The organism is Vibrio bathopelagicus (genome assembly GCF_014879975.1).
Lineage (GTDB): Bacteria > Pseudomonadota > Gammaproteobacteria > Enterobacterales > Vibrionaceae > Vibrio > Vibrio bathopelagicus.
The window spans coordinates 392051-407004 of sequence record NZ_CP062501.1 but is presented as its reverse complement, the minus strand read 5'-3'; the positions used below and the strand labels follow the sequence as shown (position 1 = coordinate 407004).

Sequence of the window (14954 nt, the reverse complement as noted above, 5' to 3'; positions counted from 1 at the left end):
TCAAGAATCAGTCTTAGTGCTCAAAAAGGCTGCCTTTATAAATAAGGTTTAACCCACCCCAAGCCTGCTTCAGTTGAGGCTCTCGGGTTGTATTCGCAGCCAATCCAGCCTTGGTAACCTGAATCATCCAAAACTTTGAATAGATGTGGGTAGTTCAGCTCGCCTTCCGAAGGCTCGTGTCTTTCAGGTACCGAAGCGATTTGAATGTGGCCGGTATAAGCGGCAACTTCGCGAATCAAAGTACTTAAGTCACCATCCATGATTTGCGCGTGATACAGGTCGAGTTGAAGTTTCACATTTGGTCTATCGATCAACTTAATCAGCTCGACAGCTTCACGTTGATGCGCCACAAAATAGTTCGGAACATCACGGCTATTAAGAGGCTCAATCATCAATTCAATGCCTTGATCAGCAAACTTATCAGCCGCAAAACGAATGTTTGAGATGAAGGTTTCAACGTGTTGTTGCTTAGTAAAGTTCTCATTCAATATGCCTGACATTGCATGGACTTTTTTACAGCCCAGAGCTGTCGCGTACATAAGCGCCGTATCAACACTGGCTTTAAATTCCTCTTCACGACCTGGAATAGCGGCAAAACCACGCTCACCCGCATCCCAATCACCCGGAGGCATGTTAAAAAGCGCCTGTTCAAAACCGTATCTGTCCATTTTCTCTGCTAGTTCTTCTGCTTCAAACGCATAGGGGAATAGATATTCCACCGCTTTAAAGCCCGCTTGATGCGCTTTTTCAAAACGATCTAGAAACGGCACTTCAGTGAATAACATGGTTAGATTTGCTGCGAACTTAGCCATTATTTGCCTCTCCCTTTTAAGTCCATGACTTCTTCGTCTGTCAGGTAACGGATGTCTTTATCTTTCAGAAGGAATGCCAATTTAGCGGTCTCTTCTAATTCTTCAGCGTTATCCACGGCATCAACAAAATCAGTGCCAGTGACAACAGGTCCGTGGTTTGCCAATAAAAAGGCTCGATAGTCGCCAGCTCGTTTTGCCAACTCTTCTGCGATTTGCGGGTCCCCCGGACGTAGATAAGGAATCACAGGTAACTCACCAATTCGCATCACAAAGTACGGCGTAAACGCTTTAATCGCGTTGTTGCGATCCAGCCCTTCAAGGCATGACAGCGCCGTAAGATACGTAGAATGCAAGTGAACAATCGCATTGCATACGGGATTATTACGGTAAATCGCTAGGTGGAACGCTGCTTCTTTCGAAGGTTTCTTACCTGAAATGTGGTTGCCGTCGATATCAACAACAGACAATTCCTCAGCGACAAGGCGGCCAAATGAAGAGCCTGTTGGTGTTGCCAAGAAGTGTCCATTGGGCAATTTAATCGACAAATTGCCCGCCCCACCTGTCGCATAGCCTCGTTCGAACATTGAACGAGCGAGCGTCACCATTTGCTCTCTTAACTGTTGCTCGTTCATCAAAATTTCACTCATCTGAATCTCGCTTATGAAAAGAATGATTGCGCTTTAGCGAAGAAGTTTTCATCTCCGAAATTGCCCGATTTAAGCGCCAGTGAAAGCTCACCTTCAACCGATTTCACCCAAGGCACACCCGGTGCAATTTGAGGACCGATATGAAAACCTTTCACCGCTAAGCTCTGTGTCACTACGCCTGATGTTTCACCACCAGCAACGATGAAGTTTTTCACTCCATGTTGTTGTAGTTTGATCGCCAGTTGGCTAAAGAACTGTTCAACGGCGTGGCTTGAAGCTTGCGCGCCATACTCTTCTTGAATAGCTTTAAGCACGACAGCATCTGCGGTTGCGTAAACTAAAGGGGCAAACTCGCCTTGGTTATTGGTCATCACCCAATCGAAGACTTCATCGGCGTATTGGTCATTGGTTAAGCAAGCTTTCACATCGATAGCAAAATGAGGAGCAAGTTGCTTGTATACCGCAACTTGTTGGTTTGTCATCACTGAACAAGAACCTGAGAACACAACGGTTGGTGCTTTTACTGGGCTTCCTGCGTGTTTTGCATCACTTTGGTCAGCAAGATGTTCTGTCCAATTTTTAGCGATACCAGCGGCTAGGCCTGAGCCACCTGTGATTAGCTTCAGAGATTTCGCGGCTTGACCTAGCGTCACCAAGTGCTCTGCATTGAATGCATCAACTACCGCGTAGCGATTGCCTTGAGCTTTTAATTCGTCAAAACGGGCAGTGATAGCATCAGAACCTTGTTCAATGGCCTGGAAGTTAACTAGGCCAGCGTTGCCTTCTGATTGTGCGTCCATCATTCGAACCACACTTGAATCTGTCATTGGTGTAACAGGGTGATTACGCATACCTGAATCACTCAATAACTCACCAAAAACAAACAAGTGACCGTTGTAAACCGTGCGACCGTTTACAGGCAATGCAGGGCAAACGATAGTGAAAGATTCTCCAAGTTCAGCCAAAAGCGCATCCGTTACAGGACCGATATTGCCCTCAGCAGTACTGTCGAACGTTGAGCAGTATTTAAAATAAAACTGTTGGCAACCTTGAGATTGAAGCCATTTAAGCGCAGCAACAGAATCCGTTACCGCTTCGTCAACTGGGCAAGAGCGAGATTTAAGGCTGATCACCACAGCATCTGCTGATGCGTCAAAGTCTCCCGTTGGAATCCCGTTCAATTGAACAGTACGCATACCGTTTTCAACCAAGAAACCAGCAATGTCTGTTGCACCTGTAAAGTCGTCTGCAATAACACCTAATAACATGATTATTTCTCCCCTTTTGACGAGTCAACGCCAGGAAGGTCAATACCTTGGAACACTTTAATCACAGCACTATCATCTTCTTGGCCAAAGCCAGCATTACTCGCACTAACGAACATGTTCAATGCTGCACTTGATAATGGGAGTGGGAATTTTAGGTCTTGAGCGGTATCCGATACCAAGTTCAAATCTTTTACGAAGATATCGACCATAGATTTTGGAGAGTAATCACCATCAACAACGTGCTTCATACGATTCTCGAACATCCAAGAGTTACCCGCCGCGTTAGTCACTACGTCATACATCAGGTCTAGAGGGATATTCGCGCGAGCAGCTAATGCCATTGCTTCTGCACCCGCCGCAATATGAACACCTGCAAGTAATTGGTGGATGATCTTTACAGTCGCACCAAGGCCAATCGCTTCACCGATGTTGTAAACTTTTGCCGCTGTCGCATTGAGTACAGGAGCCAGTGCTTCGAATGTACTTACGGCGCCTGAGGCCATGATGGTCATTTCACCGGCTTCTGCTTTTACTGCACCGCCGGAAACTGGCGCATCAAGCATCACAAGATCATGTTCAGCTAGCTGAGTTTCGATTTGTTTAGCGTCTTCTGCTGAGATCGTTGCCGAGACCATAACTGGCGTGTTCGGTCTTAGTGCCGCCGCAAGGCCAGTTTTAAACAGTACCGTGTTAACTTGAGCTGCATTCACAACCAATACCAAAACAGAATCCAGTTTGTCCGCAAACTCAACGGCATTCGTCGATACCGCTTTAGCACCATATTCACCCAGAGTTTCAAGCGCTTGCGGATTCAAATCGAAACCATACACATCAAGCCCTGCACGCACGCATGACTTAGCTGCGCCCATACCCATAGAACCTAAACCGATAACACCAACAGATTGAACTTCATTCATAGCAAGATGCCTTTCACGTAATTATTGAATTCTAGATTTGTTAATTCTTGTTTATGTTTGTGATTATATGTGAATCAACCGAGTGCGACTTAGTGATAAGTCACACTTTTAACAAAAGTTAACACCTGCAGGTAATTTAACCCTTTCGAGGCATTAGATAATGGTAATTTCGGCAACAATCACAGTTCCTATTGCCGTGTCACAACAGATATTCACAGATATTCACAAAACAACGAAATATTGATAGGATGATGAAAAATAAGAACATAGAAGAAGAATCATGATTCCAGCAGAACGTCAGAGAACTATTTTGTCACTATTATCACACCAAGAAGTGATCAGTATTTCTGAGCTTGTTGAGCACCTAGAGGTGTCTCATATGACTATTCGTCGAGATATCGTAAAGCTAGAGACATCAGGGAAAGTGATTTCAGTTTCGGGTGGTGTTCAGCTAACTAAAGCACTTCACAGCGAGTTGTCACACGACATAAAGGTAGAGCAACAAGCAAGCGAAAAGGCTCAAATAGGTCAACTAGCTGCTCCGTTGGTTCCTGAGTATTCAACTATCTACTTAGATGCTGGAACAACCTCTTTGGAGATCGCCCACCAACTTGCAGGGCGAGATGATCTGCTTATCATCACCAATGACTTCGCAATTGCCGCGTACCTAATGAACAACACACAATCTGAGATTTACCATACTGGTGGCAAGATTGACCGTGAAAATCAATCGAGTATTGGGGGCAAAGTGGCTGAGTTCTTGGCAGGGATGAATATTGATATTGCGTTTATCTCTTCTTCATCTTGGAATCTAAAAGGGCTCTCAACACCTTGTGAAAATAAGGTATTGGTCAAACAAGCCATTGTTCAAGCAGCCCATACTAACTATCTGATTTCAGACTCAACCAAATATGGGCGCATCGCTACCTTCCACGCCTTAGATTTAGGTGTGCTTGATGGCGTGATCACCGATATTGATCTTTCTGGCAGTGTGATTGATGAGCTTCAAGATAAAGGCATTAAGGTCATTAATTCGTAACTGCTCACCCCATCAAGCTTCAGGCTCACCAACCAAACATTCAGAGCCTGAATACCCCCAGTCAAAAGCATCTATTTATCCACTCGATAAAAATAATTCTTACAATTAAGTGTTTATATTCATTAATAATATTGTCATCAGGCGGCATAATGGTCACAAATCCCTTCAACGAGTCTGGTTATGTTCTACAAACACCTTTTGCCATTGGCTTTACCACTTACTTTTGTGCTTCCTGCACAGGCCGAAACATTTGATGAGCGAATGGAACGTATCGGACAAGAAAATGCGCTAGCGAAAACCATGACTGACACGCAGGTTAAATTGATACAAAAAGTAGTGCAAACCAACCACTGCGCTAAGGTTGCATTAACTCATCACCAACGCATTTTGGGTCAATACCAAGTTGAGACATCCTCTTCCGAGTTGTTCGTCAAGTGGCGTAAACTTGGTAAACAGCTAGACAAAAAATATGAGACCGATTACCCCGGTTATCCAAAGCATGTTTTTCAGGAGTATCCAGCGGCTTCAAGTAAAGTCGATGGTTATTTGTTTGCATTGATCGACAACGGTTTAAATGAACAATCTTGGATCGTCAAAGAATTCAAACAGTGTAAAAGCAACAAGCTGATTTCAAGGACTTAAGCTCGAATTAGCGTGGGTTCGAAATAACGCTAATTCGTATTCACTCTAGCTCAAGTACACTCTAATAAAGTAAGAACAGCCCTTCATAGCCACCAATTTGAATTTCAGTCACATACTCACCGATGTTGCCATTTTCATCGATGGGCTTCATAGGCACATCCAGTGTAATTGTCAGCTCTGGCGTTTCATAAAAGCTCGCGTTCTTACCGTGGAAATCGGTGCGATATAGCACTCGTCCATTGTTAAACTCTCTTGCCAAGACCATATCTTCTGGGCCACCAGCCACGACTGAGCGTTCAGACTGATGCAAGAAATAGGTATACGTGGGCAATACATGTGTTATTCCATCGGGTAAGTCTACATGTACCATTTCATTCATCGATGAGTCACCAACAATGGTGTAATCTGCAGGCACAGGCGTAATTGTTGAAAGCATCAAGGGAATTGCTTCGAAGCCTTCAGGAATAAGATTGCTCGGCTCGCCCAAATCGACCGCCAATAGCGCACTTGGTTGATAGGCAACGTTTTTGGGCACCCCACTCTTCCAGAAATTGTCTTGAGTGGTGTTGTCACTCCCATAGACATAGCCATTGTTCCATTGATTAAAATAGCTGTGTTGCGCGTGATGATTAAGGTAGTAAATAGCCAACGCTGAATATTGGTCCAGTTTCCAGTTATGTTCACTGCTCCCAAAGAACTGAACTCTGCCGAAACGAGTCGTGGCTTGGAAAATCACACTTTGATCGGCATACGCTAATGCGGAGTTATCCCAAAACTTCGAGATACCTGAATAGCCACTAAAACCAGTCGACGGGAACAAATAATGCTCTCTAAAATACAAAGAGCCTGCCTCAACTAGGTGAGATTGACCATTACGACTAAACAAATTGGCCGTTCCAATATTCAAAGCAATTAGAGCATCACTATTGAGTGAAGAGAGGCTTTTTAGGAAGTGAGCAAATTGTGTTTTATAGATCTGATCCGCTTCTGGCGAACCAGCTACCAATCCAAGCTCTTGCACCGTGCCGCCCGAGTGAACATAGAACTGATTTTCACCAAGCAGCTTGTTGGTGTCATCATTGTAAGCACCATTTAACCCCTGCTTTGCCCAGCCTTGCTGATAGTAAGCGTGAACCGCCGATAAGTAGTCAGGATTGGCGACATTAGCTAGCGCCCATGAGGAACTCTGGCTCCACATTCGCCCAAATGGCACCACGCGCGACTCCCAACGAAATCGAGCGGTGGCATTTTTATTGGTGCGATTTTTGTATTCGCTTTGTGACAAGTAATTGTCTTTATTAAGATCGGCTGAAACATCAAAACCACGGATCTTACGCCACTGGCTGATAGTATTCCCGTCCGGCGTTGTGGTTGGAGCATCGGTCAATTTAACGGTTGGAAAACTGTTTTTGAGTTTCACTTCTTTTAAGCGCGGCCTGTCATCTGCGTTATCACCTTGCCAACGGATTCTCATCACATACAGACGCCCGCCGTCGCGTACAAAAGTCGAGCCAAAATACTGGCCGCCGCCATAACTCGCACCACTACCATCATGGGTTGTCGCCCTTATCCAGTCGGATGGTAGGTTCCACAACACAGATTGGTTCTTGGTCATATTGAGGGTTTTGTCTTTCTTTAAATCCAACACAGACCATTGTGATACCTTCCCATGGGCATCAACTTCGGTTGGGTATTCAAGCCAAAACTGACCACCCGAGGCAAACTGAGAGAACTTCAGCGTCAATCTATCGAACTGCTCGGCGTGATACACATACAACGCCCCGCCAAACTCAAAGTTTTCAAAGGCATCGACGTCCCACGGTGGCTGCTGATAGAGCCAGAACCCTGCGTGGTCTTCACTTGCGGTATAACCGACGATCATAGGTTTTCGATTAAGAAGGGTGTTTTCACCGTGGCTTTTATCGACTTCAGCAATCACAGTGTCTTCAGAGAAATGCAGAAAGAAATCTTCATAATTAGCACCGTTTAGCGCTGCGTTATTGCGAAGATCGTTTTCTAACCAGCCAGAGTTCATCTCCAACTTTTGGTTGTACATGTAACCAATCGCAGTAATTCGTTCATTGTCGGATTTGTCTGCATAAGAGCCAAACACGATGTCGTTATTGGTAATTTCCCAATCAATAACGTCACGTTCAGACATTGGAGAGTTGTCTAAATCTACAGCCTGCTGATGTAATCCAGGTAAAACAATCGCAGTGCCTGCAGCAAAATAGTCACTAGCGGTTAGGTATGAAGGAATGAGAGCTAGTAACCATAAAATGTAGGTTTTCATTATTAAATTATCCTAATCGATACAGCCGTTACTCGAAATACGAGACGAAAAGTCAGCCAACTTACGTGTCAATTTAGGAATCAAAATACGCAAAAAGTATCGGTTAGAAATGTGCATTGTTCAAGCGTCAAGGTGCCTTGTTAACTCGCTATCCCAAAGCGACTTGGAATACCCGAATTAAGTCAGCACGTTAGAAAGAAAGCTAAAAACTTATAATCTTAATTTTGCTGACAAGCCAAGTATTCGAGTGTCACAATTCTCTGCTTCACTTTTTCTCATTATGAGAATTAAGTCGAACAAGCAGTGAACGCACGATAACCAAAAAGGCAACTCAGTTTGGGAGAAGTTAACCTTGTTGAACGAAGGGAAACGGAACGTAGGGATTGGATTTGCTGCATCTAATCTCAGTTTCAATGCCACTCTATTGAAACTCAATTGGGATAGGTTAGTCTCGGAGTCTATATAAGAACAATGGTAATAGAGGGGGGGGGTAAATAAAGCAATGTACGTTGACTATCATAAGCGGCTGATTCCCGTTATACGCTATCTAGAGAAACACTTTAACGAGCCACTCAACCTAATCGAAGTCGCGGCGTTAGCCAACTTTTCACCCTACCACTTTCATCGCACTTTTAAGGCCGTTCAAGGCGAAACGCTTGCTGATTTCATTCGCCGATTGAGGCTCGAAGCAGCAGCTAATGATCTCTTCAAATCCAAGCAGCCCATTATTAATATCGCATTGGACTATGGGTTCTCATCGTCTCAAAGTTTTGCAAAGGCATTCAAACAGCACTTTGGTGTAACACCGAGTGCATTCCGTGATTGTGAAGATTACCAAGCGTTCAGCGAGTTAACTCGAAATAGCAAGATTGGACACACGTTGCGCAAGAATGGAAACGATACTGGTACTGGCAATTCATATACTGACTCCGAACGAACAACATGGAGTATGACAATGAAAACGCAACAATTCGAACCATCAAAACTAGCGTATGTACGAGTGACTGGCCCTTACGGACAAGGTTATGAAGAGCCAAGCGGTCGTCTTTATCAATGGGCCGAAATGAAAGGGTTAGCAGGGAACAGCTGCATCTTTATCTATCATGACAATCCGGAAATAACACCTAACGATAAATGCCGTACTGACATCTGCTTGATGGTTTCAGACGACACTGAAGTACCAAGTGGGATCGAATTGAAAGATTTTCCCGGTGGACAATATGCAGTGATGCGCCAAACAATCACCGAGCCAAGTCAATACGCTAAAGCGTGGGACGATCTCATGCGTAAGGTAATAGAATCCGGCCTAGAAACCGAAGACCGACCTTGCTTTGAGCTTTACCACAGCTACGATCCGCAAACTCAACATTCAGACGTTAGCTTCTGTACTGCAATTAAATAATAAGAGTAAATACCGTTACAAAGCCTACCTCGTGTAGGCTTTCGTCTCTTCAGTCCGCTTTCCAACCAGCGCTGCGATAAAGCACCTTAAAGCCTCTGGTTCCACTTCCCTTGATGGTCACGGTCGCAATTTTCTTGTGTATCGAAGCTTAGGTGCTTATCTATGTTCTTGAGTTTAATTCCGACCTGATTGAATGCGCTTTGAATAACTGAAGCCACCTGTTGTTGACCGCCAACCTCTAAGAAATTCGTTCTATCCCGATTGGTATCGAATACACAGACGATTTTCAAACTTTGCGGAAAGGAAGAGAAGTTGACCGAGTGAGTCACCCACAAAAAACCATCGTAGCCTTTCAATGTATCTTCACACACGTCGGTTAGCACGTCTCTGATCTGATTTTCGATCTTCTTATCTGATTTACGCATGAAGTAAGCATCCTATTTAACACCTTAAAAAATAAGGTTTTTCAGTCAATATTGTCTCAACCGATATTGGACACTGTGACTGTTTCAAATGCAAAGTATTTGTTGGGAATTATTGGCTAGAGGGTTTAGAGAAACGCCCCATACTTGATAACGTACGAGGCATTAAACATGAGGCAGATACAGGGTTTGGTTAAGGCACTAGCCCGCCGCTTGTTCCCAGTCAGTCAGTAACTTCATGATTACGCGAGAGTCTTGATGAGTTGCCATTGGTGCTGTGAGTTGTGTGTCACCTTGCTCAACCGCTTGGCGGATATTGCGCACTTGATAATGGAAGCCGTCACCTTGCGCTTCGACTTTCACTTCGCGTTTCGACGTTTCATAAATCTCAACCGTGAATGTGTTTTCTTCGGTCGGTAACCATGGGTTAGTGTCGAGAATGATACAGCCTTTACTGCCTAAAATCGTAAAACCATGCTTTAAGCCGTGGTCTTCTGCAGTATGGATTTGCGCAGTGAATTGGCCATTGAATCGCATCATTGCTGACGACTCGCAGATATTGCCATCTTGACCACGTCGACCAATTGCTGAGATCTGCACATCATCAAACACACTCTCACCAAATTGCTGCTGCGCGACAGAGTGGATCAGCGACATTGGGTAACAACCTAGGTTATACAACGCGCCTTTGCTCGCAGGATTCACGAACTGGTCAATCGCAGCAACATAAGACCCTTGAATTGAGCGCACCTCACCAATTTCTCCGGTTGCCAGCTCTTGATGAAGCTTGGCGATCAGTGGATGGTTTAGATACATCAAACCTTCTGCGAAAAACACACCCGCTTCTTTTACCGATTGCAGAGCTTGTTCGGTTTTTTCCATATCAACCGATAACGATTTTTCACACAGAATCGCTTTGCCTTTTTGAGCGGCTTTAATCACGTATTCATGGTGAACGTGGTTTGGTAGAGCAATGTAGATGATGTCGACTGACTCATCTTCAATCAAAGCTTCATAGCTGTTGAAGGTTCGTGTTGGTTGGTACTGCGCAGCAAACTCATTAAGCGTTTTTTCTGTGCGCCCAGCGACGGCATACAACTCACTTTGAGCATCACCTTTGATCGCATCCGCCATGACACCCGAGATAAAGCTGGTTCCTAGGATTCCCCACTTCATTGCTTATTTCTCCTGCTCTTGTGTTTTGATAGGTCCACATTGAGTTTCAAATACTTGTACTAATTCTGTTATATCACGCTCGATAAACGCTTGCGTATGAGGCATACCAAAGTGCTGATTAATTGCTTCACGGTTTGCGTATTGCTCAAGCAGGATCACGCGATCGCTTTGGTTTTGGTCATAGGTTGCTATTGCTTGTAGGCAACTCGGTTCACTCTGCATGTCTCGACAAAACTGTTCGATGGCTTCAATTGCAACCTCACGATCAATGTTGGTTTTAATCTTAAGTTCAGCAGTAACAAAGATGGTTTCGTTTGTTTGAGGCATTTCACGCTCTTAATTTTAGTTAATTATCGGTTTGCCATTAATATAATTAACCCCTAATAATTGATAAACTCGCCTTTTGTTTATTATTTATCAACCAAGAGTGTTTAATGGATAAGTTAACCAGCATGAAAGTCTTCGTTTACGTAGTGGAGCAAGGCAGCTTTCGTAGCGCCGCCAACCACTTCAATCTTTCGGCGACCATGATCAGTAAACATATCCATCATCTTGAATCGAGCCTCAACTCTCAGCTGATTCATCGCACTACGCGTAAGCAGTCTTTAACCGATTCAGGGCAGCTCTACTATCGAGAATGTAAACGAATTCTGGAAGACATCAGTAATGCTGAAAATCTAATTCAAACCTTAGAAAACCAGCCTCAAGGCACGGTCAAAATAAACTGCCCAGTGACCTATGGGAACAAGGTGCTTGCCCCGATAGTCGCGAAGTTCCTTGCCAATAATCCGACGATTAATGTCGAGCTCGTACTAAACAACGATCTTGTTGATCCCTACTCTTCCGATATTGATTTGATTGTGCGAATTGGTGACCTGTCTGACTCCAGTTTAGTCGCAAGATACTTAGGCGATTACGAGATGTGTTACTGCGCAGCGCCTGAATACCTCAATCAACATGCAGAGATTCGTGTATTAGAAGATCTCGCACAGCACCCATCGCTTGGGTTCAGTTACAGCAGCCGTCGTGATGTGAATGGTCGTGAACCCCAACTACGCAATACCCAAAACAGTGAGCCACAACTCCTAGCCCCTAAGAACCACCAAGCAACGCATAACACGGGGAATAAAGGGCAGGTGCGTTTGATGTCGAACAATGGGGATGTGTTGCGATATGCCGCCCTACAAGGCGTAGGTGTGTTGTTACAGCCAACTATCTTAGTCGCAGAAGAGATTGAACGTGGTGCTCTGTTAGAAATATTACCTGGTATGGCACCTTTGCCCAAGCCGATTCATCTACTCTATAAAACCAAGCAACTGTCTCTGAAAAACAGAACCTTTGTCGAGTTCTTGTTAGCCGAGCTTTCTAAATAACTAGAGTGATCAAAGCAACTAAGGTGGGCTGCGTTACTAATCGCTTTGAAGCAACGATGAAGGTTAAAGCGTTTGCCAATGTCTCATCAAGTAACTGCCAAGGCCAGAAGGCGTTGTATTGTGAACGACCATCTCATCACATTGGTTGAACACCATGAAGTGTTTAAGCTCATCAGATAACGCATGAATCAACGACTCATGGTTTTTTATTCTATCTTCCACAACCAAGTTACGAATATTGAGTAAACGACTCTTTCTGTCGACCTTGCAATCCATTCGCGCCACCAGCTCTCCTTGCCATAGAATCGGCAAACTGAAATAACCAAACTGGCGCTTGGCTTCAGGAACATAGCACTCAAGAAGGTAGACAAAGTTGAACAGTGATTGCATTCGCTTACGTTGAATCAACAGATTATCGAACGGAGAAAGTATCTTTAACTTGGTTCGTGATAGTGGCTGATTCAGTAGTTCAAACGCGTCAGGCAACACGTAGTAATCAGCACCTTGAACATCCACTTTCACTATTCGCTTGTCTTCAAGCATTTGTTGGAGTGTCTTCTGTATCAGTGGTTTGGTGTTCTTGAGTAGATAGCTTATTTCCGATGCGATTCCCACACCGTTCGCTTCCAAATAACGAGTAATCAGATGCCCAATGTACTCCTGCTCCGTCGGTTCAGAGGTATCAATGCCACTCGGCACAACTCGCTCGGTTAGATCGTACACCTTATGAAAGTTCACTCGGCTTGGCACCATTAGGTCGCCTTGCATAAACAAAGTCTCTAGCGCCTGTTTGGCAGGTTTACCGCCCCATCCGCCGGGGTTTGGCCTATCGCCTTCAAAATCTTTCGCCATTAATGGCCCTTCGTTCTCAATACGTTTGAGAACATGTGCCATGAGTGCGTCGTCTTTTTTATACCAATGCTTAAGCTTACCGCTCGCAAACCCATTCTTTCGATGCAAGCTGAAACGGTAATCACGCATGGGTAAATACGCGGCGGCGTGCGACCAATACTCAAACACTTCACGACGCTCTAACAACTTATCAAGGTGATTCAGTTGGTAGTCTTGATTACGATTCCACAACGTATGGTGGTGGGCTCGCTGAATCACGGAAATGGTATCAATTTGCACATAGCCAAGGTTTTCAATCGCAGACAGCGTGTTCGCCAAAGCGCCCCCATTACGTTGCTTTTTAGGTGGCAGCTTCTTAGGCGGCAGCTTTTGCGAAAGCAGTACAATTTTTTGTGCTTGAGCGAGTGAAAGTGATTCCATGAAATTCAGACTCTAATTGATACCAATGATCGGCTTATGATTCAGCAATAAGCTCTTGAAGGATCTGCTTGTACGTTTCGACCGTCTGCGCACCAGTCACTGCACTCTTACGGTTAAATACCACAGTAGGAACCGCAGAGATGCCCATGCGTTGCCACTCAAACTCTTGTGCTTCAATTTGCTTTAAGTTGTCGGTGTTATTTAAGCGTTTCAGTGCCTTTGTTGCGTCTAAGCCAACCGCTTCAAGCTCTTGCGCAATAACATCCAGATCAGACAGATCTTTCTGCTCTGAAAAATGCGCAGTGAAGAAGCGTAGCTTTAACTCAGTCTGTTTTCCGTGCGTTAGAGCGAAATCGAGCAGCACATGCAAATGACGTGAATTCACCATTCTCATGCTGTCATAGAAGTTGAAATCGAACCCAACCGCTTTGCCACGAGCCGCCAGTTGCTCACGTGATCGCTGACTCTCTTCTGCACTAGAACCGTATTTTCTCATGATGTGATCACGCAGGTTTTCACCCTCTTGCGGCATATCTGGATTCAACTCAAACGGCTGCCATTCAAGTTCAATCTGTTGTTCTAAGCCAAGTTCTGAAACGGCTTGCTCTAGATTTTTGTAACCGACTACACACCATGGGCACATTACGTCAGAAATAATATCGAGTTGAAGTTTCTTGCTCATCGTCATTCCAAATATCGTTGATAAGGTGTATCCAATACAAAGTGAATACCCGTCTTTGTCACTAAAACTACTGATTAAGTACAAGTTACACCAATCTGAACAATCGTTCAAACTAGCTAAATACACCTGCAGCCAACAAAAAAGCCAACTCATATTCATGAGTTGGCTTTGATAAAAATCTGATTGAGCTTAACCGCGTTACGCTAGCAGCTTCTCAAGCACTTGGAACACACCTGCATCGACGTTACTTGGCGCGCTAAAACGAGCAATCTCTTTCAGCTTTGGATGGGCGTTTTCCATCGCGTAAGAATGGTAGCTCTCTTTAAGCATTTCCAAGTCATTAAGGTAGTCACCAAAACTCATGGTCTGCTCGTAAGTGAAACCTAATGTGTTTTGTAGATGCTTAATCGCCGAACCTTTTGACGCTTCAGCGTTCATCACATCTAACCAAATTTTTGCGCTTACAACCACTTGGTAGTTCTCACCGAATTTGGCATCAATAGTTGGGTTCACTTTCTCTTGTGAGCCATCGAAGTGACAGATAGCCACCTTGATGAAATCGTCTTCTACCGTCAATAAGTCTTCTACTTGCTCGCGGCGATGGTAGTACTTAGAGATCTCCGCTAAAGCACGCTCGTCTTTAGTTTCGATGTATGCTGATTTCTTACCACATAACACCACATGCGCACCTTCAATAGCGCGGGCTTCTTTGATGATATCTTTGATGGCATCAGTATCAAGCAAGCAGCTGTAGAGCTCTTGGCCTTTGTGCATCACTAATGTGCCGTTTTCAGCAACGAACATCATGCGATCTTTTAGCGGAGAAAATGTCTCCATCAGGCTGTAATACTGACGACCCGATGCCGCAGCAAAAATGATGTCTTGAGCCTCTAGTCGCTCGTAAAGATTGAAAAATTCAGGGTCTAACTTTCCGTGTTCATTAAGCAGAGTGCCGTCCATATCAGCAGCGATAAATTTGATGTTCTGTTGTGGCATTTCAGAGCTTACC

Annotated in this window: 15 protein-coding genes; 4 read left to right on the top strand and 11 right to left on the bottom strand. The window is 44.4% G+C overall.

Annotation, left to right across the window (positions count from 1 at the left end; genetic code table 11):
• Positions 1-35 precede the first annotated feature (35 nt).
• From otnI to ltnD, 4 genes are read right to left on the bottom strand one after another with little or no spacing between them, the layout of a single operon-like run.
• On the bottom strand, positions 36-812 hold the full coding sequence (otnI, locus tag IHV80_RS18175; protein ID WP_192891742.1) for a 2-oxo-tetronate isomerase: 777 nt from the start codon (positions 810-812) through the stop codon (positions 36-38).
• Positions 812-1459 (bottom strand): 3-oxo-tetronate 4-phosphate decarboxylase, encoded by a 648-nt coding sequence (gene otnC / locus IHV80_RS18170; RefSeq protein ID WP_179946885.1) that lies wholly within the window; start codon positions 1457-1459, stop codon positions 812-814. Before otnC ends, otnI begins: the two co-directional genes overlap by 1 nt.
• 11 nt (positions 1460-1470) lie before the next feature.
• Complete coding sequence (gene otnK / locus IHV80_RS18165) at positions 1471-2727, bottom strand: 3-oxo-tetronate kinase (RefSeq protein WP_192891741.1); 1257 nt, start codon at positions 2725-2727, stop codon at positions 1471-1473.
• Between the two features lie 2 nt (positions 2728-2729).
• Positions 2730-3644 (bottom strand): L-threonate dehydrogenase, encoded by a 915-nt coding sequence (gene ltnD / locus IHV80_RS18160; RefSeq protein ID WP_086714827.1) that lies wholly within the window; start codon positions 3642-3644, stop codon positions 2730-2732.
• A gap of 280 nt (positions 3645-3924) precedes the next feature.
• On the opposite strand from ltnD, the gene IHV80_RS18155 reads away from it, so the two are divergent.
• Complete coding sequence (locus IHV80_RS18155; protein ID WP_192891740.1) at positions 3925-4683, top strand: DeoR/GlpR family DNA-binding transcription regulator; 759 nt, start codon at positions 3925-3927, stop codon at positions 4681-4683.
• Between the two features lie 180 nt (positions 4684-4863).
• A complete protein-coding gene (locus IHV80_RS18150; RefSeq protein WP_192891739.1) occupies positions 4864-5325 on the top strand; it encodes a hypothetical protein in 462 nt (153 codons plus the stop codon).
• Between the two features lie 61 nt (positions 5326-5386).
• Here IHV80_RS18150 and IHV80_RS18145 read toward each other — a convergent pair whose 3' ends face one another.
• Positions 5387-7618, bottom strand: a complete 2232-nt coding sequence (locus IHV80_RS18145; RefSeq protein WP_192891738.1) for a hypothetical protein — start codon at positions 7616-7618, stop codon at positions 5387-5389.
• Between the two features lie 502 nt (positions 7619-8120).
• Here IHV80_RS18145 and IHV80_RS18140 point away from each other — a divergent pair.
• Positions 8121-9020, top strand: a complete 900-nt coding sequence (locus IHV80_RS18140) for an AraC family transcriptional regulator (protein WP_192891737.1) — start codon at positions 8121-8123, stop codon at positions 9018-9020.
• Between the two features lie 86 nt (positions 9021-9106).
• On the opposite strand, the gene IHV80_RS18135 is transcribed toward IHV80_RS18140, so the two are convergent.
• The 3 genes from IHV80_RS18135 to IHV80_RS18125 form a co-directional block, all read right to left on the bottom strand.
• The gene (locus IHV80_RS18135) at positions 9107-9445 is read right to left on the bottom strand and encodes a Fis family transcriptional regulator (RefSeq protein WP_192891736.1); all 339 of its coding nucleotides are present in this window, start codon (positions 9443-9445) and stop codon (positions 9107-9109) included.
• A 198-nt stretch (positions 9446-9643) separates the two neighbouring features.
• Positions 9644-10618, bottom strand: coding sequence for a Gfo/Idh/MocA family protein (locus IHV80_RS18130; RefSeq protein ID WP_086714821.1), 975 nt, complete (start codon positions 10616-10618; stop codon positions 9644-9646).
• Positions 10619-10621: 3 nt separating this feature from the next.
• The gene (locus IHV80_RS18125; RefSeq protein ID WP_192891735.1) at positions 10622-10945 is read right to left on the bottom strand and encodes a putative quinol monooxygenase; all 324 of its coding nucleotides are present in this window, start codon (positions 10943-10945) and stop codon (positions 10622-10624) included.
• A gap of 107 nt (positions 10946-11052) precedes the next feature.
• Here IHV80_RS18125 and IHV80_RS18120 point away from each other — a divergent pair, with 107 nt between their 5' ends.
• Entirely contained in the window at positions 11053-11991 is a 939-nt protein-coding gene (locus IHV80_RS18120) for a LysR family transcriptional regulator (protein WP_192891734.1), read from the top strand.
• Positions 11992-12054: 63 nt separating this feature from the next.
• Here the strand turns inward: IHV80_RS18120 and IHV80_RS18115 are convergent, their stop codons facing one another.
• The 3 genes from IHV80_RS18115 to IHV80_RS18105 form a co-directional block, all read right to left on the bottom strand.
• Positions 12055-13263 carry a winged helix-turn-helix domain-containing protein gene (locus IHV80_RS18115; protein ID WP_192891733.1) on the bottom strand — a complete coding sequence of 403 codons (1209 nt, stop codon included), beginning with the start codon at positions 13261-13263 and terminating at the stop codon, positions 12055-12057.
• Between the two features lie 34 nt (positions 13264-13297).
• Entirely contained in the window at positions 13298-13945 is a 648-nt protein-coding gene (locus IHV80_RS18110; RefSeq protein ID WP_192891732.1) for a DsbA family oxidoreductase, read from the bottom strand.
• A gap of 198 nt (positions 13946-14143) precedes the next feature.
• Positions 14144-14941, bottom strand: a complete 798-nt coding sequence (locus IHV80_RS18105) for a Cof-type HAD-IIB family hydrolase (RefSeq protein ID WP_192891731.1) — start codon at positions 14939-14941, stop codon at positions 14144-14146.
• Positions 14942-14954 lie beyond the last annotated feature (13 nt).

Excerpts from the sequence above, each read along its gene's own strand:
- IHV80_RS18145 (WP_192891738.1), bottom strand. The coding sequence starts at position 7,618 with ATGAAAACCTACATTTTATGGTTACTAGCTCTCATTCCTTCATACCTA.
- otnK (WP_192891741.1), bottom strand. The coding sequence starts at position 2,727 with ATGTTATTAGGTGTTATTGCAGACGACTTTACAGGTGCAACAGACATT.
- IHV80_RS18155 (WP_192891740.1), top strand. The coding sequence starts at position 3,925 with ATGATTCCAGCAGAACGTCAGAGAACTATTTTGTCACTATTATCACAC.
- IHV80_RS18125 (WP_192891735.1), bottom strand. The coding sequence starts at position 10,945 with ATGCCTCAAACAAACGAAACCATCTTTGTTACTGCTGAACTTAAGATT.
- IHV80_RS18150 (WP_192891739.1), top strand. The coding sequence starts at position 4,864 with ATGTTCTACAAACACCTTTTGCCATTGGCTTTACCACTTACTTTTGTG.
- ltnD (WP_086714827.1), bottom strand. The coding sequence starts at position 3,644 with ATGAATGAAGTTCAATCTGTTGGTGTTATCGGTTTAGGTTCTATGGGT.
- IHV80_RS18130 (WP_086714821.1), bottom strand. The coding sequence starts at position 10,618 with ATGAAGTGGGGAATCCTAGGAACCAGCTTTATCTCGGGTGTCATGGCG.
- IHV80_RS18115 (WP_192891733.1), bottom strand. The coding sequence starts at position 13,263 with ATGGAATCACTTTCACTCGCTCAAGCACAAAAAATTGTACTGCTTTCG.
- otnC (WP_179946885.1), bottom strand. The coding sequence starts at position 1,459 with ATGAGTGAAATTTTGATGAACGAGCAACAGTTAAGAGAGCAAATGGTG.
- IHV80_RS18110 (WP_192891732.1), bottom strand. The coding sequence starts at position 13,945 with ATGAGCAAGAAACTTCAACTCGATATTATTTCTGACGTAATGTGCCCA.
- IHV80_RS18105 (WP_192891731.1), bottom strand. The coding sequence starts at position 14,941 with ATGCCACAACAGAACATCAAATTTATCGCTGCTGATATGGACGGCACT.
- otnI (WP_192891742.1), bottom strand. The coding sequence starts at position 812 with ATGGCTAAGTTCGCAGCAAATCTAACCATGTTATTCACTGAAGTGCCG.
- IHV80_RS18135 (WP_192891736.1), bottom strand. The coding sequence starts at position 9,445 with ATGCGTAAATCAGATAAGAAGATCGAAAATCAGATCAGAGACGTGCTA.
- IHV80_RS18140 (WP_192891737.1), top strand. The coding sequence starts at position 8,121 with ATGTACGTTGACTATCATAAGCGGCTGATTCCCGTTATACGCTATCTA.
- IHV80_RS18120 (WP_192891734.1), top strand. The coding sequence starts at position 11,053 with ATGGATAAGTTAACCAGCATGAAAGTCTTCGTTTACGTAGTGGAGCAA.